Source organism: Mycetocola tolaasinivorans (genome assembly GCF_003667565.1).
GTDB lineage: Bacteria > Actinomycetota > Actinomycetes > Actinomycetales > Microbacteriaceae > Mycetocola > Mycetocola tolaasinivorans.
The window spans coordinates 15,075-40,943 of sequence record NZ_RCUX01000006.1; the positions used below are offsets into that span (position 1 = coordinate 15,075).

24 protein-coding genes and 2 pseudogenes are annotated in these 25,869 nt (G+C 66.7%); 13 read left to right on the forward strand and 13 right to left on the reverse strand.

Annotated features, from left to right (window positions below; translation table 11 throughout):
• Positions 1-17: 17 nt before the first annotated feature.
• Together D9V32_RS08430 and D9V32_RS08435 are read left to right on the forward strand one after the other, a co-directional pair.
• A complete protein-coding gene (locus D9V32_RS08430) occupies positions 18-965 on the forward strand; it encodes an aldo/keto reductase (RefSeq protein ID WP_121648471.1) in 948 nt (315 codons plus the stop codon).
• A 107-nt stretch (positions 966-1,072) separates the two neighbouring features.
• Positions 1,073-2,134, forward strand: a complete 1,062-nt coding sequence (locus D9V32_RS08435; protein WP_183086243.1) for a LacI family DNA-binding transcriptional regulator — start codon at positions 1,073-1,075, stop codon at positions 2,132-2,134.
• An 83-nt stretch (positions 2,135-2,217) separates the two neighbouring features.
• Here the strand turns inward: D9V32_RS08435 and D9V32_RS08440 are convergent, their stop codons facing one another.
• The gene (locus D9V32_RS08440) at positions 2,218-3,345 is read right to left on the reverse strand and encodes a Gfo/Idh/MocA family protein (RefSeq protein ID WP_121648473.1); all 1,128 of its coding nucleotides are present in this window, start codon (positions 3,343-3,345) and stop codon (positions 2,218-2,220) included.
• A 119-nt stretch (positions 3,346-3,464) separates the two neighbouring features.
• A complete protein-coding gene (locus tag D9V32_RS08445) occupies positions 3,465-4,160 on the reverse strand; it encodes a ThuA domain-containing protein (protein WP_183086244.1) in 696 nt (231 codons plus the stop codon).
• Positions 4,161-4,218: 58 nt separating this feature from the next.
• Here D9V32_RS08445 and D9V32_RS08450 point away from each other — a divergent pair, with 58 nt between their 5' ends.
• The 4 genes from D9V32_RS08450 to D9V32_RS08465 all read left to right on the forward strand — a co-directional run bounded on the left by D9V32_RS08450 (position 4,219) and on the right by D9V32_RS08465 (position 8,302).
• Positions 4,219-4,761, forward strand: a complete 543-nt coding sequence (locus D9V32_RS08450) for a hypothetical protein (protein ID WP_147440433.1) — start codon at positions 4,219-4,221, stop codon at positions 4,759-4,761.
• A gap of 201 nt (positions 4,762-4,962) precedes the next feature.
• Positions 4,963-6,327, forward strand: coding sequence for an ABC transporter substrate-binding protein (locus D9V32_RS08455; protein ID WP_121648476.1), 1,365 nt, complete (start codon positions 4,963-4,965; stop codon positions 6,325-6,327).
• An 80-nt stretch (positions 6,328-6,407) separates the two neighbouring features.
• Positions 6,408-7,355, forward strand: coding sequence for a carbohydrate ABC transporter permease (locus tag D9V32_RS08460; protein ID WP_121648477.1), 948 nt, complete (start codon positions 6,408-6,410; stop codon positions 7,353-7,355).
• Positions 7,355-8,302 (forward strand): carbohydrate ABC transporter permease, encoded by a 948-nt coding sequence (locus D9V32_RS08465; protein WP_121648478.1) that lies wholly within the window; start codon positions 7,355-7,357, stop codon positions 8,300-8,302. Before D9V32_RS08460 ends, D9V32_RS08465 begins: the two co-directional genes overlap by 1 nt.
• Positions 8,303-8,366: 64 nt before the next feature.
• Here the strand turns inward: D9V32_RS08465 and D9V32_RS08470 are convergent, their stop codons facing one another.
• Both D9V32_RS08470 and D9V32_RS08475 read right to left on the reverse strand, forming a co-directional pair.
• A complete protein-coding gene (locus tag D9V32_RS08470; RefSeq protein WP_121648479.1) occupies positions 8,367-9,737 on the reverse strand; it encodes an MFS transporter in 1,371 nt (456 codons plus the stop codon).
• 5 nt (positions 9,738-9,742) lie between these two features.
• Positions 9,743-10,168: a MarR family winged helix-turn-helix transcriptional regulator gene (locus D9V32_RS08475; RefSeq protein ID WP_121648480.1), complete on the reverse strand. Its 426-nt coding sequence runs from the start codon at positions 10,166-10,168 to the stop codon at positions 9,743-9,745.
• A gap of 78 nt (positions 10,169-10,246) precedes the next feature.
• Between D9V32_RS08475 and D9V32_RS08480 the strand changes: the two genes are divergently transcribed.
• Positions 10,247-11,131, forward strand: coding sequence for an alpha/beta hydrolase (locus tag D9V32_RS08480; RefSeq protein WP_121648481.1), 885 nt, complete (start codon positions 10,247-10,249; stop codon positions 11,129-11,131).
• A gap of 19 nt (positions 11,132-11,150) precedes the next feature.
• Here the strand turns inward: D9V32_RS08480 and D9V32_RS08485 are convergent, their stop codons facing one another.
• From D9V32_RS08485 to D9V32_RS08495, 3 genes are read right to left on the reverse strand one after another with little or no spacing between them, the layout of a single operon-like run.
• A complete protein-coding gene (locus tag D9V32_RS08485; protein WP_121648482.1) occupies positions 11,151-11,456 on the reverse strand; it encodes a DUF427 domain-containing protein in 306 nt (101 codons plus the stop codon).
• Between the two features lie 24 nt (positions 11,457-11,480).
• Positions 11,481-11,804 (reverse strand): hypothetical protein, encoded by a 324-nt coding sequence (locus D9V32_RS08490; protein WP_121648483.1) that lies wholly within the window; start codon positions 11,802-11,804, stop codon positions 11,481-11,483.
• Positions 11,801-12,424, reverse strand: coding sequence for a histidine phosphatase family protein (locus D9V32_RS08495; RefSeq protein WP_121648484.1), 624 nt, complete (start codon positions 12,422-12,424; stop codon positions 11,801-11,803). The genes D9V32_RS08490 and D9V32_RS08495 overlap by 4 nt, the downstream gene beginning before the upstream one ends.
• Before the next feature lie 66 nt (positions 12,425-12,490).
• On the opposite strand from D9V32_RS08495, the gene lplAB reads away from it, so the two are divergent.
• From lplAB to D9V32_RS08515, 4 genes and pseudogenes are all read left to right on the forward strand, one after another.
• A complete protein-coding gene (lplAB, locus tag D9V32_RS08500) occupies positions 12,491-13,540 on the forward strand; it encodes a lipoate-protein ligase LplAB (protein WP_121648485.1) in 1,050 nt (349 codons plus the stop codon).
• Between the two features lie 2 nt (positions 13,541-13,542).
• Positions 13,543-14,379: pseudogene (locus D9V32_RS08505) on the forward strand (DNA-methyltransferase); the annotation flags it as partial.
• Positions 14,380-14,886: 507 nt separating this feature from the next.
• Positions 14,887-16,263: an LLM class flavin-dependent oxidoreductase gene (locus tag D9V32_RS08510; RefSeq protein WP_121648487.1), complete on the forward strand. Its 1,377-nt coding sequence runs from the start codon at positions 14,887-14,889 to the stop codon at positions 16,261-16,263.
• Positions 16,264-16,319: 56 nt separating this feature from the next.
• Entirely contained in the window at positions 16,320-17,471 is a 1,152-nt protein-coding gene (locus tag D9V32_RS08515) for an acyl-CoA dehydrogenase family protein (protein ID WP_121648488.1), read from the forward strand.
• Positions 17,472-17,624: 153 nt separating this feature from the next.
• On the opposite strand, the gene D9V32_RS08520 is transcribed toward D9V32_RS08515, so the two are convergent.
• From D9V32_RS08520 to D9V32_RS08540, 5 genes are all read right to left on the reverse strand, one after another.
• A complete protein-coding gene (locus D9V32_RS08520) occupies positions 17,625-18,038 on the reverse strand; it encodes a hypothetical protein (protein WP_121648489.1) in 414 nt (137 codons plus the stop codon).
• 334 nt (positions 18,039-18,372) lie between these two features.
• On the reverse strand, positions 18,373-19,497 hold the full coding sequence (locus tag D9V32_RS08525) for an ABC transporter ATP-binding protein (protein WP_121648490.1): 1,125 nt from the start codon (positions 19,495-19,497) through the stop codon (positions 18,373-18,375).
• Positions 19,494-20,357 (reverse strand): ABC transporter permease subunit, encoded by an 864-nt coding sequence (locus D9V32_RS08530; protein WP_121648491.1) that lies wholly within the window; start codon positions 20,355-20,357, stop codon positions 19,494-19,496. Before D9V32_RS08530 ends, D9V32_RS08525 begins: the two co-directional genes overlap by 4 nt.
• Entirely contained in the window at positions 20,354-21,292 is a 939-nt protein-coding gene (locus tag D9V32_RS08535) for an ABC transporter permease (RefSeq protein ID WP_342772572.1), read from the reverse strand. Before D9V32_RS08535 ends, D9V32_RS08530 begins: the two co-directional genes overlap by 4 nt.
• A gap of 4 nt (positions 21,293-21,296) precedes the next feature.
• Positions 21,297-22,418: an ABC transporter substrate-binding protein gene (locus D9V32_RS08540; protein WP_121648492.1), complete on the reverse strand. Its 1,122-nt coding sequence runs from the start codon at positions 22,416-22,418 to the stop codon at positions 21,297-21,299.
• 414 nt (positions 22,419-22,832) lie between these two features.
• On the opposite strand from D9V32_RS08540, the pseudogene D9V32_RS16660 reads away from it, so the two are divergent.
• A pseudogene (locus D9V32_RS16660) lies at positions 22,833-23,069 on the forward strand (DUF6973 domain-containing protein); the annotation flags it as partial.
• A 26-nt stretch (positions 23,070-23,095) separates the two neighbouring features.
• Positions 23,096-24,148 carry an endonuclease/exonuclease/phosphatase family protein gene (locus D9V32_RS16035; protein ID WP_147440434.1) on the forward strand — a complete coding sequence of 351 codons (1,053 nt, stop codon included), beginning with the start codon at positions 23,096-23,098 and terminating at the stop codon, positions 24,146-24,148.
• Positions 24,149-24,211: 63 nt separating this feature from the next.
• Here D9V32_RS16035 and D9V32_RS08550 read toward each other — a convergent pair whose 3' ends face one another.
• Positions 24,212-25,864, reverse strand: coding sequence for an N-acyl-D-amino-acid deacylase family protein (locus D9V32_RS08550; protein ID WP_121648494.1), 1,653 nt, complete (start codon positions 25,862-25,864; stop codon positions 24,212-24,214).
• Between the last annotated feature and the right edge of the window lie 5 nt (positions 25,865-25,869).

Below are 25,869 nucleotides of genomic sequence, written 5' to 3' on the forward strand. Positions count from 1 at the left end.
ATCCTCGGAGGAGAATCATGACGGCAGAACGCGTTCACATCGGCACCTCGGATATCGAAATCGCCCCCATCACCCTGGGCGGAAACGTCTTCGGCTGGACCGCCGATGAACCCACATCGCACGCGATCCTCGACGCGTTCGTCGCCGGTGGTGGCAACTTCATCGACACCGCCGACGGCTACTCGGCCTGGGTCCCCGGACACACCGGCGGCGAATCCGAAACCGTGATCGGCAGCTGGCTCGCGGGTCGTGGCCGCCGCGACGACATCGTGATCGCCACCAAGGTCAGCACCAAGCCCGACCGCAAGGGTCTCGCTCCGGCAAACATCCGCCTGGCCGCCGATGAGTCGCTGGCGCGCCTCGGCACCGACCACATCGACCTCTACTACGCGCACTTCGATGACGAGAGCGTGCCCCTGGCCGACACCGTCGGAGCGCTGTCCGAGCTGGTGGACTCCGGCAAGGTGCGCTCGATCGGTATCTCGAACTACTCGGCCGAGCGCATCGACGAGTGGCTGAACATTGTGGCCGAGAACGGCCTGCACGCCCCGGTTGCCCTCCAGCCGCACTACAACCTGGTGGAGCGTGCCTTCGAGGGCGACCTGCGCGAGCGCGCCGCCGCCCACAACCTCTCGGTGTTCCCCTACTTCGCGCTGGCCCGCGGCTTCCTGAGCGGTAAGTACCGTCCGGGCGTCGAGATCGACAGCCCGCGTGCGGGAGAGGCCGCCAAGTACCTCGACGAGCGTGGGCTGCGCGTGCTGGAGGCGCTGGATGCGATCTCCGCCGCCCACGACACCTCGGTCGCCGCGGTCTCGCTCGCCTGGCTGCGCCAGCAGCCCACCGTGGGCGCGCCGATCGCGAGCGCTCGTTCACTCGAGCAGCTGCCCCCGATCGTCGACTCGCTGCGGGTCGAGCTCAGCGCGGCCGAGCTGCAGCTCCTGGGTGCCGCGAGCGCTACCGCGTAGGTACCCCGCGAGCAGGGCACAACGCCCGGCCCTCTCTTTTCGGAGCGGCCGGGCGTTGTGCCCTGCTCTCGCACACCCGCATGCCCGCGGTGTTCTACGCTAGGAACGTGACAGACGATGAGGTTTCTTCCGCTCCCCGACGCGTGACCATTGAAGAGGTTGCGCGCTCCCTCGGGGTGTCAAACGGTGCGGTGTCCTTCGCGCTGAACGACCGTCCCGGGGTCTCCGATGAGACGCGAAAGCGCATCCTGGAGCGGGCACAGGAGATGGGCTGGCGTCCGCGGGTACGCCGCCGCCGCGAGGGCGAGCGGGTGGGCGTGATCGGGTTCGCGCTCGAGCGCAAGGCGCCGAACCTCGCCGTGGAGTCGTTCTACGCACAGTTTGTTGCGGGTGTGGAATCCGAGATTTCCAAGCGCTCCTATGGTCTGCTCTGGCAGATCGTGAGCACGCTCGATGCCGAGTTGGAGCTCTACCGGCGCTGGCAGCGCCTCGGCACCGTTGACGGCGTGATGCTCGTTGATATCCGCCAGGATGATCCCCGCATTGGTTACTTCTCTCGCGCCGGGGCCCTGCCCTCGATCGTGGTCGCCGATCGTGCGGTGGCCGGTGGGCTCACCTCGATCAGCGTGGACGATGGCGGCGCGATGCGGGAGCTGATCCTGCAGCTGCACGAGTTGGGCCATCGCAGCGTGCTGCGGGTTTCCGGCCCGGCCGAGAGCGTGTTTACCCGGCTGCGCGACCGCGCGATGGTGGAAACCGCGGCCGAGTGCGGCATTACGGCGCGCATCGAACGCTCCGATCTCACCGCGCGCTCCGGTGCCCTGCTCACTCGGGCGGCGCTCACTACCCCGGGCCGGCCCACGGCGATCGTCTACGAAAACGACCTGATGGCGCTCGCCGGGCAGGGCGTAGCCGCCGAGCTGGGAATCCGCGTTCCCGAGGAGCTCTCGATCATTGCCTGGGATGACTCCCCGCTCTGCGCGGTGGCCTGGCCGCCGATCTCGGCGATGTCACGCGACGTTCTGGCGCTCGGCGCGCAGACCGCGCGGCACCTGCTCGGCACCATCGAGGGTGCCGAACCCGCCGCCTACGCTGATGCCCGCCCACGCCTGAAGATGCGGGGCACCACGGCACCCGCGCCGCGCACCACGTTTCTGCGGCCAGGCTAGCGGCGGGGCTAGCGGCCAGACTAGCGTCGGCGCTGCTCGCGTCCGCACCCGAAATTCCGGATGCGGACGCGAACCCTGCGCGACTAGGCGCTCGTCGCGGGGGAGCCGGGGATCAGCTCGCCCAGCCAGCCCTCGGGGATGAGCTCCGCCGCCACGGCGTCGCCCTCCACCGGCAGCACCTGGCGCAGCTCGGCCGCACGCGCGATAACGTCCATCGTGCGCAGCACGTAGTCCGCGGTCGCACCGGTGGCTCGCACCGGCGACCCGGTGCGCAGGGCGCGCGCAATGTCCAGCACGCCGAGGCCGCGGCCGGCTCCGTGGGCGGGAACCTCGATCACGCGCGGTTCCGGGGTGTCCTCGCGCAGCACGGTGATGGTGCCGTCGAAGTGGTTCGGATCCGAGGCGATCAGGGTGCCCTCGGTGCCGGTGATCTCGAGGAAGCCCTCGCGCACCTTCTCGGTGTCATAGCTGAAGGTGGCCTGCGCCTGCCCGCCGCCCACAAAGCTCAGCAGCGCCGTGGTGTGGGTCGGGACGGTCACATCAAATCGCTCACCGGTCTTCGGCCCCACCTTGACGGTGCGGGTCTCGCGGGTCTTCGAGGCCAGGGCGCTCACGTCCGCGATCGGGCCGAAGATCTGAATCAGCGTGGTCAGGTAGTACGGTCCGATATCAAACAGCGGGCCCACGCCCTCCTGGAAGATGAAGGCGGGGTCCGGGTGCCAGCGGTCCGGCCCGGGGTTCTGCATCACCGCGTGGGCGGTCAGCGGGGTGCCGATCGCGCCCTCGCGCAGCAGGCGCAGCGCCGTCTGGATGCCGGGGCCGAGGAAGGTGTCCGGAGCGCAGCCGAGGATCAGCCCGCGCTCGTTCGCCTCGGCTACCAGCGCCGCGGAGTCCTCGAGGCTGGTGGCCAGCGGCTTTTCGTTCCACACGTGCTTGCCGAGCGCCAGTGCGCGGCGGGCGATTTCGGCGTGAACGGCGGGCACCGTGAGGTTCACCACGATCTCCACGTCGGGGTGGGCGAGCACCGAATCCACGTCACCGGAGTGCGGAACCCCGTACTTCTCAGCCTGGGCGGCGGCCCGATCCGGGAAGAGATCACCCACGGTGATCACCTCCAGATCGGGGTAGGAGGTGAGGCTTGTGAGGTACTGATCGCTGATAAATCCAGCGCCGATCACTCCCACACCAACCCGAGCAAATGGCTTCGTCACCGTGCGTCTCCTTCGTTAGACGGTTGATCGTGCCCCGCACCGATGCGGGGTCGACGGCACCATCCAAACACGCCGGGTGCGGGGGTAAACCACCGCCGAACTATTGATGTGGCCTTTCTTTAGTGCGCGTGGGCGGCGCTCGCCGAGGTGTTCAGCGGGGTCGATCCGGGTACCAGCCAGGTGAGCGAGCGCTCGATCAGCTCGCGGTGTTCGGGGCTGTCGAAGGACTCCAGGCCGTGGCCCAGGGCGTCCACCACGATGCGGGCGGAGCCCACCTCGCGGGTCCACAGCAGCGGGTGGGTTTCGCCCTCCATCGTGTGGAATGCGAGCGTGGTGTTGCCGGGCAGCAGGGCCAGGCGGGAGTAGCGCTCGTCATATAGCGAGAACGGGGTGAAACCGGCGCTGATGGGGTGCTCCTCGGCGGTGAACTGGATCAGCGACCAGCCCTTCTGCGGGTGCATCGAAACCGGGTGATTCCAGCGGCAGCCCAGGGTTTTTTCCCACAGCGGCACCGCCTGGAACGCGAGCAGCGAGGCGTGCATCGAGAGCACCGATCCGCCCCGCTCCAGGAGCCCCGCGAGGGCCGTCTCAAAGGCCGCAAACTCGGCCGCCTCCTCGAACTGATCGGCGCTGCAGTTGGCCACAAACAGGTCGGCTCGTTCGAGGGCCGCGGGGAGCTCGGCGACGGTACCGGGACGCTCGACCTCGAAGCCGCGGGCGGTCAGCATTTTCTCCAACTCATCGGAGGTGATGGCGAAGTTGTGCCACGGGTCGTCGAAGGGGGCGATGGCCGAAAACAGGGTGACTCGGGTCATGGGGTGCTCGCTTTCTGCGGATGCGGATGGGTGCTGCGGAGGGTTTACGATCTTCCGCATGGACATTGATTATGCACACTGGAGTGCCCCGCGCACCGATCCCACCCGCCCCGCCCCGACCCTGCTTGCCGACGCCGTTTTCTACGAGGTGCTGCGTCTGCGCGCCCTCGCCGACCCCGCTCAGATCCCCGAAATTCCGCGGTTTGCGGACGTCTCGGTGAGCGAGCGAGACGGAGTTCAGCGCTTCGTTGCGGGCTACTCCACGCTCTCCGGACCCACCGCCGCGGGAGCCGGCTCGATCGAGCTGTGGGCTCACGCCCCCACGGCCGGAAAAATCGAGTTTGACCGGGAGAATTCCGGCCTCTGGAGCCTACTGTTTGAGGGTGTCGAGGTGCTCTCCGAGGACGAGAATCTCTGGGTCATGGACAACGGATTTGGGGTGCGGGCTGCTCCGGAAGCCGTCACCGTCACCTCCGATTCGGTGCGGGTAGATCTGCGAGATGACGCCGAGATCCTGGTGATCAGCGGCCCCGCCGAGCACCGCATCCGCAACCGTGCGCGGCTCGCGGTAGACGCCGTGGAGCAGCTGCCCTCCTACTAAAGTTCTCCGGTTTCTTTAGTGGTGGGCGGTATCGGGAGGGGCCCGCGGCTCTTACAGTCGCACTAGATACACGTTTCTCGTACCACCCGTCGTCCCGGTCTGAGCCACCCGCCCGGATCGGGACGACGGATCCCCGAAACCATCGCATCCGGCCTCCGCGAGAGGCCCGCGATACCCCGCTCACACCCCAAAGAGGATTCAATGAAGAACTCCATCTCGTCTCGGATGCGCACCCTCGGTGCGCTGGCCCTGGCCGGCACGCTCGCCCTCACCGGCTGCGCCGCTGGTGCGGCCGGCCCCGGAAACGGCTCGGCATCCGAACAGAAGTACACCGAAGAAGACATTCAGGCAGCACTGAAGAAGCCCACCACGATCACCTACTGGCAGTGGACTCCGGGCATCGAAAAGCAGGCAAAGCTGTTCCAGGAGAAATACCCGGAGATCACCGTCAACGTGGTCAACGTGGGTCAGGGCCCGGATGAGTACGCGAAGCTGCGCACCGCGATCAAGGCCGGTAAGGGTGCGCCCGACCTCGCCATGATCGAGTACCAGTTCCTCGACAGCTTCACGGTCAACGGCAGCCTGGTGGACCTCACCGCGTTTGGTGCGGCCGAGTCGAAGGATAAGTACCCCGAGTGGCTGTGGAGCCAGGTGGACCGCGGAAAGGGAATCTACGGTTTCCCGTCCAACGCCGGCCCCATGGCAAACCTGTACCGCAAGGACATCTACGACGCCGCCGGCGTGACCACGCCCCCGGCCACCTGGACCGAGTTTGCCGATGCGGCCGCGAAGATCCGCGAGACCGGCTCGTACATCATGACCCTGCCGGGCAACAACGCCGGACAGACCATCGGCTACTTCTGGCAGGCCGGCGCGAAGCCCTTCGGGTTTGATGGCGACAAGACCATCACCGTGAACCTTGACAGCCCCGAGGTGCAGAAGGTCACCGATAACTTCCAGGATCTCCTGGACAAGGGCCTCGTGGACAACTCCAACGACTTCACCGACTCCTGGTTCCAGGGCATCGCCAATGGCAAGTACGCCTCGTGGCTGACCGCCGCCTGGGGCCCGGTGTTCCTCGATTCGGGCACCGCAGCGAACACCGCGGGAAGCTGGCGTGTGGCCCCGCTGCCGCAGTGGGATGCCAGCAAGCCCCGCTCGGCAAACTGGGGTGGTAACGGCACCTCGATCGTGAAGGGCTCCGCGAACCCGCTGGTTGCCTACGCGTTTGCCCGCTTCCTGAACGAGGATCCGGTGTCCACGAAGATGCTGGCGTTTGAGCAGTCGCAGTTCCCCGCGACAATCGCGCAGCAGGAGGCGCCGGACTTCGCGTCCAACACCGTGCCGTTCTTCGGTGATCAGGAGATCAACCGGGTGTTCCTCGACAGCTCCGCCCAGATCGACACCGGCTTCCAGTGGCTCCCGATCATGGACTTCGTGTTCCAGAGCTACAACGAAACCTATGGCAAGGCCATCGCCGACGGTACGAACCTGCGTGCGGGCCTCACCGCGTGGCAGAAGGCCATCGTCGAGTACGCGACCACCCAGGGCTTCACCGTCAAGTAGTCCTTCCCGCCCGCCGGCGCGACGTGCCTTCCACGCGCGCCGGCGGCCCCCACTCTCCCCGTCTGTTCCCCTCCTAAGTGATGGATGTCATGGCCGTACTCTCCGCTCCCTCAGCGAGCCGCGCCGCAAAGCCGCGCACCTCCGCAAGCAAGCGCGTTCAAAACCGCGCCGCCTACCTCTTTGTCACCCCGTTCTTTATCGCGCTGATTGCCCTCGTGCTGCTACCGCTCGGCTACTCCGCCTACCTCTCCCTCTACCGCGAGCAGATCGTGGGCGGGGTCAGTTTTGTGGGGCTTGAGAACTACATCACCGCGTTCTCCGACCCGAAGTTCCTCGAGGGTCTCGGCCGCGTCACCACGATTCTGCTGGTGCAGGTGCCGATCATGCTGGCGCTCTCGCTGCTGTTTGCGCTGATCATCGATAGTGATCGCCTGCGGGCCTCGAAGTTCTTCCGCCTCGCGATCTTCGTGCCCTACGCGGTGCCCAGCGTGATCGCAACCCTCATGTGGGGTTACCTCTACGGCGGTGAGTACGGCCCGATCGCGCAGCTCGGCGCGACCCTTGGCCTCCCCACCCCGGATCTGCTCTCGCAGGAGTGGATGCTCACCTCGATCATGAACATCATCACGTGGGAGTTCGTGGGGTACAACATGATCATCCTCTACGCCTCGCTGCGCACCCTGCCCACCGAGGTTTTTGAGGCCGCCCGTATGGACGGCGCGGGCGCGTTCCGCGTGGCGTGGAGCATCAAGATTCCGGCGATCCGCCCGGCGCTGCTGCTCACCCTGATCTTCTCCATCATCGGCACCTTCCAGGTGTTCAACGAGCCGAGCCTGATGTACAAGATCGCACCGAACGTGATCGGGGCCTCGTACACGCCGAACCTCTACGCCTACAACCTCGCGTTTGTGAACCAGCAGGTGAACTATGCGGCGGCGCTGGCGTTCTTCCTCGGCATCGTGATCATGGTGGTTTCCTTCACCGTGCAGAACACCATTGAACGCCGCAACCAGAAGGCGATGGGCTAATGACCTCAACACTGAACCCCACCCGTTCCTCCTCCGCGGCGAAGAAGCCCGCGCACGGTAACCGTGCTGTGCCTCCGCGGAAGTCCGCGATCACCCCGCGCAAGAGCGGCCTGCTCACCGCACTCATGGTGTGTGTGGCGGCCTACTTCCTGCTGCCGCTCATTTGGCTCGCGTTTGCGGCCACGAAGTCCGATACCGGGCTGTTCACCTCGTTCGGTTTCGCCTTTGCGAGCGACGGCTTCAAGCTGTTTGACAACATCGCGAGCGTTTTCGCCTACCAGGATGGCGTGTTCCTGAAGTGGCTCGGCAACACCGCGCTCTACGCGGGCGTCGGCGCGATCGGTGCAACCCTGCTGGCCACCGCTGCCGGATACGCCTTCGCGAAGTACGAGTTCCCCGGCCGCAAGGCGCTATTCAGCGTGCTGCTCGGCTCGATCATGGTGCCGCTCACCGCGCTGGCCGTACCCACCTACCTGCTGTTCAGCGGCATGCAGCTGACGAACACCATGTGGGCGGTCATCCTGCCCTCGATCATCAGCCCGTTCGGTGCCTACCTGATGCGCGTGTATGCGGCCGATGCTGTGGACACCAGCCTGATGGAGTCCGCCCGGATCGACGGTGCCGGCGAGCTGCGCATCTTCTGGCAGATCGGTCTGCGCCTGCTCGCCCCGGGCATCGTCACCGTGTTCCTGTTCGCGGTGGTCGCGACCTGGAACAACTACTTCCTCCCGCTGATCATGCTCAATAACGGTGACCTCTTCCCGCTCACCGTGGGCCTCGCCCAGTGGCAGGCCACGAGCACCAGCGGTGGCGGCGGTGGCGGCGGCGCGATGTTCTCGATGGTCATCACCGGATCGTTCGTGTCGATCATCCCGCTGATCTTCCTGTTCCTCTACCTGCAGCGCTACTGGCAGTCGGGCCTCGCCGCGGGCAGCGTGAAGGGCTAGCCGGCCACACGCACGGAGGGCCCACCGCGTCGTTCGCGGTGGGCCCTCCGTGCGCGCAGCGCGTCTACGGTGTGGGTGGGGTGCCCTTCGGCGGCTGCGGGCCGGGTTTGGGCAGCTTGGGCAGCGTGATCGGCGCGGTGGCGGCGAGCTCATCGGAGAACTCGACGGGTTCGGGTTCGTCCGGGCTGCTGAGGTGGGTGACGCGCAGACGCCAGGCAGAGTCTGGATGGCGACGGATCCGCATGTCGCGCGCGATCACCATCCAGGCCATGCCGATGAGGCACGCGACTACCGAAATGGCACCCGCAATTCCGAGGGCCCAGCGCGGCCCCCAGGTATTTGCGATCGCGCCCATCACGGGTGCGCCAATGGGGGTACCGCCCATCAGGATGGCCATATAGAGCGCCATCACGCGGCCGCGCATGCCGGGTTCTGTGGTGGTCTGTACGTATCCGTTGGCGGTGGTGAGCATACTCACCGAGGTGAAGCCGAGCAGGATTGTGGCCGCCGCGAAGCTCGCATAGGTGGGCATCACCGCGCAGATGGCGGCGGCGATACCGAATCCGCCGGCCGAAAGAATCACGACGCGAAGCCGCGCACGCGCGCGTCTGGCGGCAAGCAGCGCCCCGGTGAGGGACCCGATCGCGAGAATGGAGGAGAGGATTCCGTACTCGCCCGCCCCGCGACCAAACTCCACCGCCATGGTGGAGGAGAAGATGGGGAAGTTGAGCCCGAACGCACCGATGAGGAGCACGATCGCGAAGATCACGACGAGGTCGGGGTGAGCGGCAACGTAGCGGAAGCCGCCGCTCAGCTGCCCGCGCCCGGTGGCCGCGCGCTTGGGTCGTGTGCGCATCTCCTCGAGGCGCAGCTTACTCAGGACAAAGATCATTGCGAGGAACGTGAAGGCGTTGATGACAAACACCCAGCCGGAGCCAACCGCGACGATCAGGAGGCCCGCGACGGCCGGTCCGATCATGCGGGCCGCATTGAACGAGGCGGCGTTCAGTGCCACCGCGTTGGACATGTTGTGTTCGGAGACGAGGTCGGACACAAACGTCTGCCGGGCGGGGGCGTCGATAGCGTTGATCAGGCCCAGCATGAGTGCGAAGAGGTAGATGTGCCAGAGCTGCGGGGTTCCGAGCAGCAGGAGCAGGCCGAGGCTCAGCCCGAGGAGGGCGAGCGCGCTCTGCGTGCAGAGGAGAATCTTGCGGCGGTCAAAGCGGTCGGCGATCCATCCGCTCACCGGCACCAGGAGGAGCTGCGGGCCAAACTGAAGCGACATTGTCACGCCCACTGCCACGGCATCGTTGTGGGTCAGATCGGTCAGGACCACCCAGCTCTGGGTGGTGGACTGCATCCAGGTGCCCACATTGGACACCAGGGCTCCGATAAACCACAGGCGATAGTTGTATCCGGACAGGGAGCGGAACATGGCACTCACGCGGTCGCGAGCCTCCTCATTATTTCGGCGGCGCGGGTGAGGGTGTCACGATCCTCCGGGGAGAGGTCACGGATGCGGGTGTCGATCCAGGCGTCGCGCTGGAGCACCGTTTGAGAGACCAGCTCGTGGCCCTCTGACGTGAGACTGATCATGACCCGGCGGCCATCCGAGGGATCGCTCGCGCGCCCCACGTAGCCGCTTTTTTCGAGGCAGTTCACCGTGCGATTCATCGAGGGCGCGGAGACGCGTTCGTGTTCGGCGAGCTGGCCGAGCGTATGCGGGCCGTGCCGGTAGAGGCAGGCGAGCGCCGAGAACTGACCGTCGCTGACCTCGTTATCCGCCTTCTCGGCGCGCAGGCGTCGCGAGAGGTGGAGTACGCCCTGGCGGATGTGGGTCGCGTCAAGGTTCGGATCGATCGTCATAGATCGTTAGCATAACTTATTAGCATTGCTAAGTAAATAATGCGGGCGTAAATGGGTGGCACTGGCTAGTCTGAGGGGGTGACCGAGTCAACCACTTCAGCCGAGATTGACCCCACCGGTGCCCGCGTCGGAACCGTGATCGATCGGGACGGCGTTCGCATCTATACGTACACCTGGGCGTCCGAAAAGCCACGTGCGGTGATCCATCTCGCGCACGGTGTGGGGGAGCACGCGCGCCGATATGCGGCGCTCGCCGAGGAGCTCGTGGCGGCCGGCTATACGGTGGTCGCGGATGATCACCGTGGCCACGGCCGCACCGGTCTCGAGGCCGGCGGCCTCGCCAACCTTGGCCCGGGGGCGGTGCGTGGCGCGATTGGTTCGCTGCGGTCCGTGGGCGAGGCCATCTCGCGCGACTATCCCGGGGTGCCGCTCGTGCTGCTCGGGCACAGCTGGGGCTCGCTCATGGCGCAGAAGCTCATCAACACCACCCGCATCTATGACGCGGTGGTGCTGTCCGGATCGAGCCTTGCGATGCCCGGTGTGCTCAATGGCGGCGACCTCAACAAGCCCTGGCGCGGGCCGCAGGCAACCGGGGTCGAGTGGTTGAACCGGGATCCGGAGGCCGGTGCCGCGTTCCTTGCCGACCCCCTCAACTTTGATATCGGCGAAAAGCCCGCCTGGAACGCCCTGCAGGCCCTCGGCCTCCTCGGCCGCCCGCCCAAGAAAATGCCGCGGGACATCCCGATGCTCATCCAGGGCGGCTCGGCCGACTCCCTCGGCGGCCAGCGCGGTCTCACCAAGCTCGACGCCGCCTACCGAAACCGCGCCGGCCTGACCGACGTCACCCTGCACATCTATCCCGAGGCTCGGCACGAGATCTACAACGAGCTCAACCGCGATGAGATCATCGCGGACCTCATCCGGTGGCTGAACGGGCACGTGCCTGCGGCGGCAAACGCTTGAGTGCGCTGAGCGCGTCGCGCTAGTCGGTGAAGGTTGCTCCAGGCGCAAACGCGACGTAGTTCGCGAAGACGTGCCCCACGCGCTCCTCGGCACCGTCGTAGGGGTTCGGGTAGCTCCAGGCACCATCAACGATGCGGGTGCCCTCGGGGGTGATGACGTCGAAGTACTGGCAGACGCCCTTCCACGGGCAGGTGTACGGGGTGGGGCTTTCCACGAGCGCCCCCGCGGTGATGGAGGTGGGTGGGAAGTAGCGGTTTCCCTCGATCAGTACGATGTCTGCGGGGGCGGCGTCGGCAATGACGGCACCGTTTACGAGAGCCTGCATGGTGTTCTCCTTCGAATGGATGTTTCAGGAAATCGGGGGCGTGAGACGCTCCCGAAGCGCGGTGACCAGCTGCGTGCGCGAGGGAGCCGGGGCGATGCCCGTCTCCGTCGGGTACACGCGGCAGGCGAGGCTCTCGGTAGCCCCGTCGGATGGGAAAAGATCGGTGCCGGAAACCAGGATGGTGGGGGAGCCGGCGAAGGAGTGCGCGCGGGCACCCTCGGCATCACGAATGATCACGTGTTCGATCGCGGTTTCGGCGAGGCCGAGGGCTTCGAGCGCGAGCCGGGTGTTTTCGGTGGCGGCGTCGAGGCTGGGGCAGCCGTCGATGGCGAGGATCTGAACGCTCATGCGGAGGCCCCGGGAACGTAGGTGGGCACGTTGAAGCCCTGCAGGGCCACACCGCGGTCGGTGATTTCGAGGGTGGTGCGGCCGCAGTTCAGCATCTCGGGCATGAGATCGCGGTAGCGGTTGGGGTCGATGCCGATCAGCTCACTGACCGCCAGGCGAATTGCGGTGCCGTGCCCCACGATGAGCACCCGGCCCACCGGGTAGCGTTCGCGCAGTTTGTCGAGCACCCGCAGGTAGCGTTCGATGGCGTGCCGGCCGACCTCGCCACCGGGCAGCGGGGTATCGGCGGGGGCGGCCTCGAAGGCGGCCACCTCGTCGGGATATTCGGGGCGCAGCTCGGAGATCGTTTTGCCCTCGCCGATGCCAAAATCGACCTCCACGAGATCGGGTTCGATGTGCAGCGGGGCACCCAGCGCGATGGCGCTGGGGCGTGCGGTGTTGACCGCGCGGATGAGCGGCGAGACCACGATGGCGTCCAGCTGGGCACCCACCGCCCACTCGGCGAGGGCGTCGGCGGCGCGCTGGCCCTCGGCGTCGAGGGGGATGTCGCTCATGCCCGCATATCGATGTCCGGTGTGCCAAATGGTTTCGCCGTGCCGGGCCAGGATAAACGTCGTCATGCATTCATTCTGCCCCTCTTCGCCGCGACACGGGAGGGATTCGCAGTGAATCGGTAGGCTGGGGGCATGCACGGTGAATATAAGGTGCCCGGCGGCAAGCTCGTGGTGGTTGATCTCGATGTCGTGGACGGGGTGTTTGCGAACTTCCGGCTCGCGGGAGACTTCTTCCTCGAACCCGACGAGGCCATTGAGGACATCAACGCCGCCGTGAACGGTCTTGATGCGGGCAGCGACGCCACCACCATTACCGCGGCCATTCAGGCCGCCCTGCCCGAGGGCGCGCAGCTGCTCGGCTTCACCCCGGAGTCGGTCGCGACCGCGATTCGTCGCTCCGTGACCGCGGCCGCCGACTGGCGCGACTTCGACTGGCAGATCATCCACACCCACGCGGTGCCCCCGCGCACGCACCTCGCGCTCGACGAGGTCCTCACCAGCGAGGTCGGTCTCGGACATCGCGGACCGACCCTGCGTATCTGGGAGTGGGACGAGTCCGCCGTGGTCATCGGCTCCTTCCAGTCGCTTAAGAACGAGGTGGACCTGGACGCCGCCCGCGCCGAGGGCTTCGACGTCGTGCGACGTATCTCCGGTGGCGGCGCGATGCTCATGGCCAAGGGTGCGATCATCACCTACTCGCTGTACGTTCCGGCCGATCTCGTGCAGGGCATGACCTTCGCCGAGAGCTACGCCTACCTCGACGACTGGGTGCTCACCGCGCTGCGCGAGCTGGGCATCGAGGCCGTATACAAGCCGCTCAACGACATCACCTCGCCCGCCGGCAAGATCGGCGGCGCCGCCCAGAAGCGCCTGGGCAGCGGCGGCGTGCTGCACCACGTGACCATGAGCTACGACATGGACGGCGACCAGATGGCGCGCGTGCTGCGCATCGGCCGTGAAAAGCTCTCGGATAAGGGCACCACCTCCGCCGCGAAGCGCGTGGATCCGCTGCGCAGCCAGACCGGACGCAGCCGCGCCGAGATCATCGATGCCATGAAGGCCACCTTTGTGACCCTCACCGGTGCGGTTTCCGGCGAGATCACCGCGGACGAGTATGCGCAGGCGGAGACCCTCGTGCGCGAGAAGTTTGCGACCGATGCCTGGCTGAACCGGGTGCCCTAGTCGTGACCTCGAGCCTTCCCGAATCCAGCGAGATCTGGCACGGAGACAACCTGGAGCTCCTGGCCACCCTGCCGGATGAGTCCTTCACGGTGGTCTACATCGACCCGCCGTTTAACACCGGCCGAAGCCAGGCCCGTCACGTGACCACCGCGGTGCGTGATGAACCCGGTGTGAGCGGCAGCGTGGGGTTTAAAGGGAAGAGCTATCAGCGCATCCGCGGCGAGCTGCGCACCTACGATGACACCTTCGATGACTACTGGGCGTTTCTCGAACCGCGCCTGCTGGAGGCGTGGCGACTGCTGAGCCCGCAGGGCACGCTCTACCTCCACCTCGACTACCGCGAGGCGCACTACGCGAAGGTCATGCTGGACGCGATCTTCGGCCGCGAGAGCTTCCTCAACGAGCTCATCTGGGCCTATGACTACGGCGCGAAGGCCACCCGCCGCTGGCCCACCAAGCACGACACGATCCTGGTCTATGTGAAGGATCCCGAGAACTATCACTTCGACTCGACCGCGGTGGATCGCGAGCCGTATATGGCTCCGGGGCTCGTGACCCCGCAGAAGGCCGCGCGCGGCAAGCTGCCCACGGACGTCTGGTGGCACACCATCGTCTCGCCCACGGGCAAGGAAAAAACCGGGTATCCCACCCAGAAACCGCTGGGCATTTTGCGCCGCATCATCCAGGCGTCGAGCCGCGAGGGCGACTGGGTCCTCGACTTCTTCGCCGGCAGCGGCACCACGGGGGCGGCGGCGCGCGAGCTGCGTCGCAATTTCGTGCTGATCGATCAGAATCCGCAGGCCATCGAGGTCATGCGGGGACGGTTCGGGATGCCGGTGCCCGAGGCGGAAGACGCGCCCGTCACCGATGCGAGTGGCGACCCCGAGCCGAGCGCCGACCCCGAGGCGCTACTGCGCGCCCTGCTGGCCGATGCCCGCGACGGCTTTGCGCTGGCAGTGCCGGCCCTACCGGATACCCGGGCCACGCGCGCCAAGGCAAAGCCCAAGGTGCCGGCGAAGCCGCGCGCGAAGAAGGCAGCGGTCGCCAATAAGTCGGCGGCGAAATCCCCGGTCACGAAGGCCCCTGCCGCCCGCGCGGCGGCCGCCGAAACGGTGCCCGCGGAGTAGCGCGCAGGACCCACAAGCCCCCGCGCGGGGGTGGGTGTCATGATTCGTCACACAACTGCCGGGTCGTGGTGATCCTGGGACAGAATGTGAAGCGTATGGTGCCCCACCGATCCCCCTCGAACCGGGCCGCCATCGCATCCCCACGGTGACGTTTCCGGTGCGCCATGATGCCGGCGCACGCCTCGGAGCGGCACCTCCCCAGTATCAAGGATTCCCCCGATGAGCCGTCACACCGAACCTCGCCGTCCCCTGATCCTCAACGCGTTTGAGGGCAACACCGTTGGTAATGTGCAGCAGGGCATGTGGGCTCACCCGCGCGATGATCGCCTGGGTTTTGGCAGCCTGAAGCACTGGCTGGATCGCGCCCGCCGCTATGAGGAGGCGCGCTTTGACGCGGTGTTCTTCGCGGATGTTCTGGGCCTCTATGACACCTACCGTGGCTCGTCCGCTCCGGCGATTGAGAACGCGGTGGAGTTCCCCGCCCACGATCCGCTGACCCTGATTCCGGCGATGGCCGCGGTCACCGAGAACCTCGGCTTTGTGGTCACCGCGTCCACGAGCTATGAGCACCCGTTTGCGAATGCGCGCCGCTGGTCGAGCCTCGATCACCTGACCGGTGGCCGGGTGGGCTGGAACATCGTGACCTCCTACCTGCCCTCGGCCGCCCGTAACTTCGGCCTGACCGAGCAGTGGAGCCACGATGACCGCTACGACCGCGCGGAGGAGTTCCTGGAGATCTCCTACAAGCTGTGGGAGAAGAGCTGGGATGAGGACGCGGTCGTTGCGGACATCCAGCGCAGCGTGTACGCCGAGGCTGACCGCATTCACGCGATCAACCACGTGGGGCGCACCTGGTCGGTGGCCGGCCCGCACCTGGTGGAGCCGAGCGCGCAGCGCACCCCGCTGCTGTTCCAGGCGGGTACCTCGGGCCGTGGCGTGCAGTTTGCCGGGAAGCACGCCGAGGTGGTGTTCCTCGGAACGAACGAGGCCGCCGGGCAGCTGAAGGCTCGCGAAAACATCGAGGCCGCCGCGGTGGCCGCGGGGCGTAACCCCGAGGACGTGCGTCTCCTCGGCGGCCTGCAGGTTGTGGTGGGCAAGACCCACGAGCAGGCGCAGGCGCGCCTGGAGGAGTACCAGAACTACCTCTCCCGTGAGGGTGCCCTCGCGCACTGGTGCGGCGTGAGCGGCCGGGATCTCGACCACTATGACGAGGACACCGTCTTCGAAAAGGGCGACACCGATCACGTCCAGACTCAGGCCAAGCGCTTCTCGGTGGAGGGCGGCAACGCCCGCACCGTGGGTCAGCTGAAGCAGCACTTCGGCACGCTGGGTTCGTACGTGCAGCCGATCGTGGGTACCCCCGAGGAGGTTGTGGACGAGATCGAGCGTCGCGCGATCGACGGCCGCATTGACGGGTTCAACGTGCAGCCCATCGTGCAGCCGGAAACCTTCGATGACTTCATCGAGCACATTCTGCCCCGCCTGCGTGAGCGCGGTCTGGCCCGGGAGAGCTACGGCACCTCGGGTCTGCGCGAGCGCGTCTTTGGTTCGCCGCGTCTGCCCGCGACCCACCCCGCGCACCAGGTTTCGATCTAGTCGCCCCACCCATTTTCGGGTTCGCCGCGGCGGCCCCTCGCAGTAAAGGATGTGCCATGTCCCACACCATCAACCCCGAGTTCATCGCCCTGGCCGAGGCCACCCGGGATGCGCTCGCAAACATCGCACTGGATGGCGACGAGTCGGGCGAGTACGCCGCGGCCCGCGAGATCCTGGAGAACTCCGGCCTGCTCGCGCTGCGTATTCCCGCGGCGCTCGGCGGTCCGGGTGCCAGCCAGGTCGAGATCACCGAGGTGTTCCGCATTCTGGCGCAGGCGGATCCGGGCATCGCCCAGCTCCTCCAGCCGCACTATGGTTTCACCGACGCCGTGGTGATGCTCGGCTCGGATGAGGCGCGCGAGCGTCTCTACGCGGACATTCGCGCGGGCAAGCGGATCGCCAACGCCGCGGCCGAGCGCGGGGGCCGCCACGCGGCCGACTTCTCGACCGTGTTCACCCGTCAGGAGGACGGCTCCTACCTGGCCTCGGGCCAGAAGTTCTACGCGACCGGCTCGCTGGGTGCCGCCTGGATCACCGTGATGGCCGTGGACGGCGAGGGCAGCGTCATCATGTCCTTCATCCCGACCGACGCCCCGGGCCTCGAAATCATCGACGACTGGAGCGGTATGGGCCAGCGCGGCAGCGGCAGCGGCACCCTGCGCCTGAGCGAGGTGGCCGTGCCCGCCGACTTTGTGTTTGCCTGGAGCCCGGCGACCCGTCCCACGGCCTGGGCCGAGGCCGGACGCCTCGCGCACGCGGCGATCGACGTGGGCATCGCCGAGGGCGCGCTACGCTACGGCGTGGCCTCGGTGCGCGCGAGCAACCGGGTGCCCTTCGAGCTGGCGCAGTACGCGAGCCTCGTGGAGGACCCGATCCTGCGCTTCCAGGTGGGGAAGGAGTCGGCCGCCGTGCGCGCCGTGGCCGCGCTGCTGCGCGAAACCGCCGCGGTGATCGACCGGGCCGAGGCCACCCCCGACGCTCCGGAACCACTGCTCACCGAGGTGCGCGAGGGCCTGCTGGCCACGAAGGCGCTCTCCGCCGACGTCTCCAACCGCGTGTCCACCGAGCTGTTCTCCTGGACCGGTGCCCGCACCGCCGACCGCTCGCTCCGCGCCGACCGCTTCTGGCGCAACGCCCGCACCCACACCCTGCACGACCCGGTGCGCCTGCGCTACGCGGACCTCGGCCAGATCGAGCTAAACCGCTAGGTTCCCCCGCGTGAGGGCCCCGTCCGGCATGTCCGGGTCGGGGCCTTTTCGTTGTGGTGCGAGGCAAAGCCACGTAGCGTTGAGATCAACATTCGAACCCACCCGGTGCCAGCCGGGTGGGTTTTTCGTTTCCGAGTAGTGCCCGCATCCAGATCAGGTCGTTGCGGGTCGGAAGCGCCCTCGCTCGGCTGCGAGGAGTAAGCGATTAAGGCAGAGAAGCAGGCCGACGGCTATTCCCGCAATGGAGAAGGGGAAATGTGTGGTCCCGCCCAACAGCGATGAGGTCAGTGCTGCGTTTGCCAAACCAGCTATCGCGAATATCCCGGCGGCAATCAGCAGGAGCCGTTCTTGCCTGTCCACGATAGCCAGGATGACGGGACCGACCACGGCGAGCAGCGAGACAACGGCGAGGAGGGGGATAGCGATTGATGGCCCCACCGCCACGACGGCGGTGCCCGTATTGTCGCTCAGCCGGTAGAGGATGATGGCGATGCTCACGATCCCGAGGACGGGTAGGAGCAGGGTGAGGCCCGTGGTGACCGTGCGTCGGCTCGGTTTCTGACTCATGTTCACTCCTTTTCGGTGGTCATAGCTGGACCTCGGGGATACGGAACCGCGGGGCAGCACACAGGGAGCGGCTGACCTGATGAACCACCGAAATCAGAGCCCGGCATGACCCATGTGTGCTGAACACTACGTCGCCGCGAGCGTTATCCTGAATCACAATCGATTTGCTGAAGACGCATGCCGTAACAACGACTCTCAGATGGATTCGCTGGGGCGTGCACGCAGAATCTTGACGGGTGAACTCACCGAGGCAGAGGCCTACGCGGAACTGAATGAGAAGTTTCCGCAGCAGTGAGACGCCCCGACAGCGGTAATTTCGGGTCCGCGAGGACTGCTACGCCGCGACCACCCGCGTGACCGCCACCGCCTCCACCAGCACCTCGGTGCCGATGGCCAGGGCCTCGGTGGCGGCGTGCTGGATACGCAGGAGCGAGCCATCCGGGAGGGTCACGAGGGTGTGCCGGAAGGAGCCGAGGAACGAGGATTCGACCACGGTCGCGGAGACGCCGGATCCGGCAGTAGAACCAGCACCAGCACCCACCACCAACCGCAGATTCTCCGGCCGCACATACGCGACGAGCCCGCCCGCGGTTGCATCCGCCGCAGGAACCTCCGCCGCAGGAACCTCCGTCGCCGGAACCTCCGCCACCGGCAGCACGCTGCCCAGCACACGCACGGTGCCGTCGCCGAGGTTCTCGGCGGGGATGCGGTTGGTGACGCCCACGAACTCGGCCACGAAGGCGCTGGCCGGGCGGAGGTAGAGGTCTTCGGGGGTGCCAACCTGCTCGATCCGGCCGTCCCGCATGACCGCGACCCGGTCGGCGACCGAGAGTGCCTCCTCCTGGTCGTGGGTCACGAAGATCGTGGTGATGCCGAGGCGCAGCTGAAGCTGGCGGATCTCCTCGCGCAGCTGCACGCGCACCTTGGCATCCAGCGCCGACAGCGACTCGTCCAGCAGCAGCACCTTCGGCCGGGTGACCAGCGCGCGGGCGAGGGCCACGCGCTGCTGCTGGCCGCCGCTGAGCTCATGCGGGTAGCGGTCGGCCAGGTCGCCCAGACCCACGAGATCAAGGCCCGCCTGTGCCGCCTCGCGGCGCGCGGCCTTCGGCTGACGGCGCGAACGCAGGCCATACTCGGCGTTTTCCAGCGCGGTGAGGTGCGGGAACAGCGAGTACGACTGGAACACCATGCCGAGGTCGCGCTTATTGGTGGGGACGCCGGTGATATCGCCGCCATCCACGAGGATGCGCCCCGCGGTGGCCGCCTCAAGCCCCGCCAGCGCCCGCAGCGCGGTGGTCTTGCCGGAGCCCGAGGGCCCGAGCAGGGCAACAAACTCGCCGGGGGCGATGACGAGGGAGAACTCATCCAGCGCCAGCGTGCTGCCAAAGCGTAGGGAGACCGCCTCGAAGTGCACCGGGGTGCCCACGATGCCGGGCAGAACGGGGGAGGACGTGGTCATCGGGTACCTCGCAGGGGAGTGGGGGAAACGGGAGTCGGGGTGGCGGGCCGCCGAGTGCGGCGCACACCCACCCGGCCCAGGCCGCTGACGGCCAGGAGCAGCAGGAACACCGCGATCAGTGAGACCAGCGAGATCGCCACGGACACAAACGGGTTCTGCCAGTTGATGATGTTGAGCGCGGTCTGCAGGTTGGTACGGTTCAGCAGCGAGGCGAGGGTGAACTCCCCAAACACCACGGCCACGGTGATCAGCACCGCCGCCGAAATGCCGCTGCGCAGGTTGGGAACGGCCACGCGCCAGAGGAACCCGAACCAGGAGTCGCCGAGGGTGCGGCCAGCCTCGCTGAGCACCCGAATGCCGATCGCGTCGAGGTTCGACTTCAGCGCGCGATGCGCAAACGGCAGCACGATGATGCCGTACGCGAAGCCCAGGGACCACACATCCGTGCCCACGGTGCGACCAATGAACTGATACACCGGCACGTAACCCACCACGAGCACGATCGCCGGCAGCGAGAGCGGAATCAGACAGATAAACTCCAGCACCCGCGACAGCCGGGGGAACTCCACCTCGACGTACACCATCGTCGGCACCAGGATCAGCAGCACCACCGCCACCGCGAAGGCCGAGAGGAGCAGCGAGTTGCCGATCCCGGTCCACACCACCTCGTAGGTGCTCGCGGCATCCGGGGCGAATAGGCTCGCCCAGTTATTCAGCGTGTGACCGCCGGTCTGGGGATCACGCAGCGTGAACTCGACCATCGAGGCGATCGGCACCGCGAACAGGGCGCCGATCACGGCCAGGATGATGATCCGGGTGGCCCGCGCCGGAGCCAGCGGGTGACGCGGCTTCGCGCTCATATCCGCCACCTCGCGGCCCGGCGCTGCACCAGCGCGTAGAGCGCCATCGCCACGGCCATGATCACCATCATCGCCAGCGCCAGCACGCCGGCAACGTTCTCGCGCCCCAGCACGGTCTCACTACTGAGCGCGAGACGAATCTGCAGCGGCACGATGGGGGACGCCTGGTTGATGAGCGCGGCGGCGGTGGAGTACGCCGAAAAACCGTTGGTGAACAGCAGCAGGAAGCTGCCCACAAAGGAGGGGAAGAGCAGGGGCAGACCGATCCGCGTCCAGAACGTGAGGCGGGTACCACCGAGGGTCAGGTTGGCCTCGGCCCACTGCACCCGCAGCGTCTTCATGGCGGGGAGGAACACGATGATCATCAGCGGAACCTGGAAGTAGAGGTAGGGCAGGATCAGGCCGGGGAGCTCATACAGCCACACGCCGTCCTGATAGATATCAATGCCGAGTTCGCCGCGCAGGAACACCGTGATCGCACCCTGAATACCGATGGTCGCGATGAACGCAAACGCCAGCATCACGCCACCAAACTGGGCGAGCACACTGGAAATCGAGGTCACCACGCGGGAGAGCAGGCGGGTCTCATCGAGGCCCATCATCGCAAAGCACACCAGGGCACCGATGATCGCGCCGAGCAGCGAGGTGAGCGCCGCGAGCCACAGCGAGCTGCCGATGGTGCGGAGGATCAGCGGATCGCCGAGCGCCGAGAGGTTGTCGAGGGTCCAGCCGCCATCGGCATCCTGAAAACCGCTGACCAGTGCGATGACCGTGGGCACCGCGAGAAACAGCAGCACGTAGAGCGTGAAGGGCAGCAGGCCCACTCCGCGGCCCGCGGTCAGGGCGATTCGGGAACGCGAGCGCGCGGTGCCCCGGGTGCCCGAACGCCGGGTACCGGAGGATCCGGTACCCGGCGGGGTAACAAGCGAGGTCACGTGGTTAGCCGACCGCGCGAGCCCAGTTGGTGCCGACCAGCTCGCCGGCCTTCTTCGACTGCTCGATGGTGGGGATCTCGTACTTCGTGGGGGCGGCGGGCAGACCGGCCAGAGCGGTCTTGTCCACGGTGCCGGCCTTCACCAGCGCGGCCTCGATCGGGCTGCGGGCACCGCTCTTGATCCACTCGTTCTGCTGCTCGGCCTGGTACAGGAACTCCTGCCAGAGGCGCGCGGCCGCCGGGTGCGGGGCATCCTTGTTGATGGCCTGGTAGAGGAAGCTGCCGTAACCGGTGCCCTCGGGGATGGTGACCTTCCAGGTGGGGAGGTCACGGCCGTAGGCCACGTTGGAGTAGTCGTAGGAGATGATCAGCTTGGTCTCACCCGACACCACGGTGGCCGAGCTCGGCTGCACGCTGATCAGGTTACCGGCCTTGTTGAGCTTCCCAAAGAAGTCGATTCCCGGCTGGAAGTTGTCGAGGGTGCCGCCCTCCTGCAGGGTTGCGAGACCCACGGCGGCGAGTCCCGGAGCGTTCTTGGTGGGGTCACCGGAGATGGCGAGACCCTTATAGTCGGCACCCAGCAGATCGTTGAAGGTCTTGGGCTCGGGCACCTTGGCGGAGTCGTATCCGATCGAGAGGAATCCACCCTCACCGGCGATGAAGTGACCATCGGCGTCCTTGAGGCTCGGGTCTACCTCGTCCCACGCCTGGTTGCGGTACACGGCGAGGTACTTCTCGCTGCTGTTCGCAATGGTGTCGCCGATGTTGAACACGTCGGGGGCAGTGTCGAGCCCCTTGTTGTTCTTCGCGGCGGCGATCTCATCGGCGCTGGAACCGTTGGGCTGCAGCTCGTTGACCTTGATGCCGTACTTCTTGCTGAACGCATCGATGATGGCGCCGTAGTTGGCCCAGTCGCGCGGCAGCGCGATGACGTTGAGCTTGCCCTCGGCCTTGGCGGCCGCGGCGAGCTCATCGATGGTGCCGAAGTCCTTGAGGCTCTCGGCCGTGGCGGCCTTGGCGCTCGCCGAGTTCTCCGCGGGGGAGGCGCTGGCCGAGCAGCCGGCGAGCCCGAGGCCGGCAACGGTGAGCAGCGCAAGAGCGCTCACAAGACGAATCGAACGAGACATTGTTTCCTCCGGGGGAAAAGGAGTGGGGCGTGGGGATCGCCGGAAATGAGGGGGAGTGTTCCCTCATCGTCATCCTCTCTCCCGTTCGGGGGGCATCGCAAAGCGGTTCGACACGCTGCGTAACACGGGGTGCGTGCGAAACGACCAGACGGCGCGTCGCCGCGGTCTCGCTACCTGGTTGGCACCCATCCCGGGCCACGCAGCGCCCGGCCGGGCACGGCCTCCGTGCGCTCGCCCTCGGCGATCACCGGCACCCCGGCCACAAACACCCAGGAGATCCCGGCGGCCCGCTGCCGGGGCTCGGCGAAGGTGGCCCGGTCGGCGATTTGTTTGAAAGCGAAAAACGCTGCAGATGACGCAAGTAGTCAGGCTCAGGCCAAGTTCGCCCAAAACACCTAGTATCAGGGTAAAGGTGATGCGTTCCGGCACTGCTCCTGGAACGCGCGCATGACGATTGAGATGGGTGCATCAGCCGCGAAGGGATTTGGGGATCGTCATGAGAGTGAGACCCCAGCCGGTCCTGATAAGCGAATGGACCTCGCAAACAACGCTACTGGGCGGAGTGTTGGATCGGCAACGAAATCGAACGCTACCGCGTCGACCAAGTGTAAAGACCTCGCCAACCAGGGTCGACTCGTAACGTTGAAGTAGAAAGGCGGGCCCGAGAAGGCCAAAACATGGATTCTCTCAATGAGGCCGGGCCAAAAGTATCGTTTGCTCGTTGGGCCGCTGCCGTAGCTTTCTTGCTCACGGCAGCGGCCCTGCTGGTACTCGTGTTTTTCCCCGGCTCATCTCTCGCGAGCGTTGTGAGTGAACGCCTAGGCGTTGCTCACCTCCTGGCGTTTAGCGCCATCTTTGGTCTGGTTCTCATCCTGGGAGCTGTTTGCGCAATCACGGTGTTACTTGCGCAACGCCGTATCCTGCGGCGCTCACCGGGACTTCGCAGCGTCACAATTTCTGCGACTGTGATGCTCCTCCTGGCAGGTTTGGGTTTGGTGCTGTGGCCCTCCGGTTCTTCGGTTCCCGTTGAGGCTGAACAATCCGCCGACGGAGCGAGAGGAACGCTGACAGTCGCTGTATATAACAGCCAGGACACGCTCACCGCGGCGGACTTGTTGCAGCTCGATAGACTCGGTAATCCGGATGTGATCGTCCTCCCCGAGGGAGGCGAGTATGCCGCCGAACGCGCAATTGCCAGCTCCGGTCTTCCGTTTACGGTCCATAGCACTCGCGATCAGGGCTTCACCGCTGCATACTCGGGCGGCATCGCCCCAACAACGATACTCACGCGTGCCGATCGTATCCAGTTCACTCAGAACGATGCCCTTCCCACCTCATTCGGCTCCGTTTCCCTCACCTCAGCGGATCGCGCGGGATACTCGATCCTGGGCGTCCATTCGGCTCCGCCCCTTCCCGCGCTGATGGATGCATGGCGTACCGACCTGAAAACCATTGCCGAGTCGGCCGCTTCGGAGATCCCCGACATTATTGCCGGTGACTTCAACGCCACGCTTCGTCACGGCCCCCTCGCGCGAATCCAGGGGTATAAAGATGCCTCGCTTGCGTGTAGCGCACGCGGTGTGGGGACCTGGCCGCTGTCACTTCCGGATTCGCTCGCTGCCCCCATCGATCATGTGCTGGTGCGATCGGACACGAAAATCCAGCGCTGTGCCTCCTCCCAGATCGGGCACGGCGACCATCGCGCGGTTATCGTCACTATCGCACGGTAGCGCACCCCTGTGGTGGCCGGCCGAGTTCTGGAAGCTGGGTGAGTGATCAGCGCGGGTGTTGCGCTACACCCATCCCGAGCCACGCAGCGCCTGACCGGGCACGGCCTCGGTGCGCTCGCCCTCGGCGATCACCGGCACCCCGGCCACAAACACCCAGGAGATCCCCGCGGCCTGCTGCCGGGGCTCGGCGAAGGTGGCGCGGTCGGCGATGGTGTCCGGGTCGAAGACCACGAGGTCGGCCACCGCGCCCACGCGCAGCACGCCGCGATCCTCCAGGCCGAGGATCGATGCCGGACGCGAGGTGAGGTGCGCCACCGCCTCCTCAAGGCCCAGCACCCCCTCCTCACGCACGTAGTGGCCGAGGAAGCGTGGGAAGGTGCCCCAGGCGCGCGGATGGGGTTTGTCGCCCACGAGGATGCCGTCGCTCCCGCCGGTGTGCAGCGGGTGCCGCATCATGGTGCGCACGTTTGCCTCATCGCCCACGTGCTGGAGGATGGTGGTGGCCAATCCGTCCTGCTGGAGGAGCGCAAAGAACACCCCGGTGGGGTCATCCGTGGGCCAGGCCGCCGCGATCTCCGGCGGCACCAGCGAGCGGGTGCCGCCGCGCACACTCTGCGCGAGCCGCGCCACGGTGGACCCGACGATACCGCCGAGGGCGGGGTTACGCACGCCGGCAATTTCGATGGTGTCCCAGTCGGTGACCACCCCGTGGCAGCCATCAGATCCGGTGACCTCCAGCTCGTGCCGAATCCGCTCGCGCTGCACGGGATCCTGAAGCCGCGCGAGGGTCTGGTCGGGGCCACCGGCGGCCGCCCAGCCGGGCAGCAGCGCCGAGAGCGTGGTGGAGCCGGGGAGGTACGGGTAGGTGTCAAACGAGATGGCCACGCCGTCCACCGCGGCCTCCTCGATGAGCCGGATCAGCTCGCTCGCCCGCCCCGCATTCACGCCGAAGTTCATCGTGGCGTGGGTCAGGTGCAGGGCCACCCCCGAGCGCTTCGCGACCTCGACCATCTCCGCATACGCCTCGAGTGCTCCGCGGCCGTAGGAGCGCTGATGCGGTGCGTAGAATCCGCCATGAGCCGCCACCTCGGTGCACAGCGCCACGAGCTCATCGGTGTCCGCGAACATCCCGGGTACGTAGGTGAGCCCCGAGGACATCCCAAACGCGCCCTCACGCATTCCGGCGGCCACCAGGGCGCGCATTGCGTCAATATCGGCGGGGGTCGCGGGCACGTTCTCGGTGCCGATCACGGCCATCCGGACGCTGCCCTGCGGCACGAGGTAGGCCACGTTGAGCGCCGCACCCCGGTCGATCAGGTCGAGGTAGTCGCCCACGCTGCGCCAGGCAAAGTCAACGCTCGCGGGCTCGCCGTTCCAGCCGGTGATCTGGCGGCGCAGGATCGCCATGGTCGCATCCGTGGTGGGTGCATAGGAGAGGCCGTCCTGCCCCAGCACCTCGGTGGTCACGCCCTGGGAGACCTTCGCCAGGTGCTCGCGATCGTGGAGCACCGCGAGATCGGAGTGCGCGTGCATGTCGATGAACCCGGGGGCCACCACCTGCCCGGCCACGTCAATTTCGAGGTGCGCGCCCGCGGGCACGGTGAGCCACTCGCCGAGGGCGGCGATCCGGCCATCGACAATCAGAACGTCACCCGGAACACTCGGTGCCCCCGTGCCGTCAACGATGCGGGCGTGACGCAGCAGGATGGTCTGCACGGTGC

What these genes read in the sequence shown, in the direction of transcription:
- D9V32_RS08520 (WP_121648489.1), bottom strand. Translation starts at nt 18,038, where the DNA reads ATGAGTCAGAAACCGAGCCGACGCACGGTCACCACGGGCCTCACCCTG.
- D9V32_RS08485 (WP_121648482.1), bottom strand. Translation starts at nt 11,456, where the DNA reads ATGCAGGCTCTCGTAAACGGTGCCGTCATTGCCGACGCCGCCCCCGCA.
- D9V32_RS08495 (WP_121648484.1), bottom strand. Translation starts at nt 12,424, where the DNA reads ATGACGACGTTTATCCTGGCCCGGCACGGCGAAACCATTTGGCACACC.
- D9V32_RS16035 (WP_147440434.1), top strand. Translation starts at nt 23,096, where the DNA reads ATGGATTCTCTCAATGAGGCCGGGCCAAAAGTATCGTTTGCTCGTTGG.
- lplAB (WP_121648485.1), top strand. Translation starts at nt 12,491, where the DNA reads ATGCACGGTGAATATAAGGTGCCCGGCGGCAAGCTCGTGGTGGTTGAT.
- D9V32_RS08475 (WP_121648480.1), bottom strand. Translation starts at nt 10,168, where the DNA reads ATGACGATCGATCCGAACCTTGACGCGACCCACATCCGCCAGGGCGTA.
- D9V32_RS08490 (WP_121648483.1), bottom strand. Translation starts at nt 11,804, where the DNA reads ATGAGCGTTCAGATCCTCGCCATCGACGGCTGCCCCAGCCTCGACGCC.
- D9V32_RS08450 (WP_147440433.1), top strand. Translation starts at nt 4,219, where the DNA reads ATGGACATTGATTATGCACACTGGAGTGCCCCGCGCACCGATCCCACC.
- D9V32_RS08530 (WP_121648491.1), bottom strand. Translation starts at nt 20,357, where the DNA reads ATGAGCGCGAAGCCGCGTCACCCGCTGGCTCCGGCGCGGGCCACCCGG.
- D9V32_RS08445 (WP_183086244.1), bottom strand. Translation starts at nt 4,160, where the DNA reads ATGACCCGAGTCACCCTGTTTTCGGCCATCGCCCCCTTCGACGACCCG.
- D9V32_RS08510 (WP_121648487.1), top strand. Translation starts at nt 14,887, where the DNA reads ATGAGCCGTCACACCGAACCTCGCCGTCCCCTGATCCTCAACGCGTTT.
- D9V32_RS08525 (WP_121648490.1), bottom strand. Translation starts at nt 19,497, where the DNA reads ATGACCACGTCCTCCCCCGTTCTGCCCGGCATCGTGGGCACCCCGGTG.
- D9V32_RS08540 (WP_121648492.1), bottom strand. Translation starts at nt 22,418, where the DNA reads ATGTCTCGTTCGATTCGTCTTGTGAGCGCTCTTGCGCTGCTCACCGTT.
- D9V32_RS08470 (WP_121648479.1), bottom strand. Translation starts at nt 9,737, where the DNA reads ATGTTCCGCTCCCTGTCCGGATACAACTATCGCCTGTGGTTTATCGGA.
- D9V32_RS08460 (WP_121648477.1), top strand. Translation starts at nt 6,408, where the DNA reads ATGGATGTCATGGCCGTACTCTCCGCTCCCTCAGCGAGCCGCGCCGCA.
- D9V32_RS08455 (WP_121648476.1), top strand. Translation starts at nt 4,963, where the DNA reads ATGAAGAACTCCATCTCGTCTCGGATGCGCACCCTCGGTGCGCTGGCC.
- D9V32_RS08430 (WP_121648471.1), top strand. Translation starts at nt 18, where the DNA reads ATGACGGCAGAACGCGTTCACATCGGCACCTCGGATATCGAAATCGCC.
- D9V32_RS08465 (WP_121648478.1), top strand. Translation starts at nt 7,355, where the DNA reads ATGACCTCAACACTGAACCCCACCCGTTCCTCCTCCGCGGCGAAGAAG.
- D9V32_RS08515 (WP_121648488.1), top strand. Translation starts at nt 16,320, where the DNA reads ATGTCCCACACCATCAACCCCGAGTTCATCGCCCTGGCCGAGGCCACC.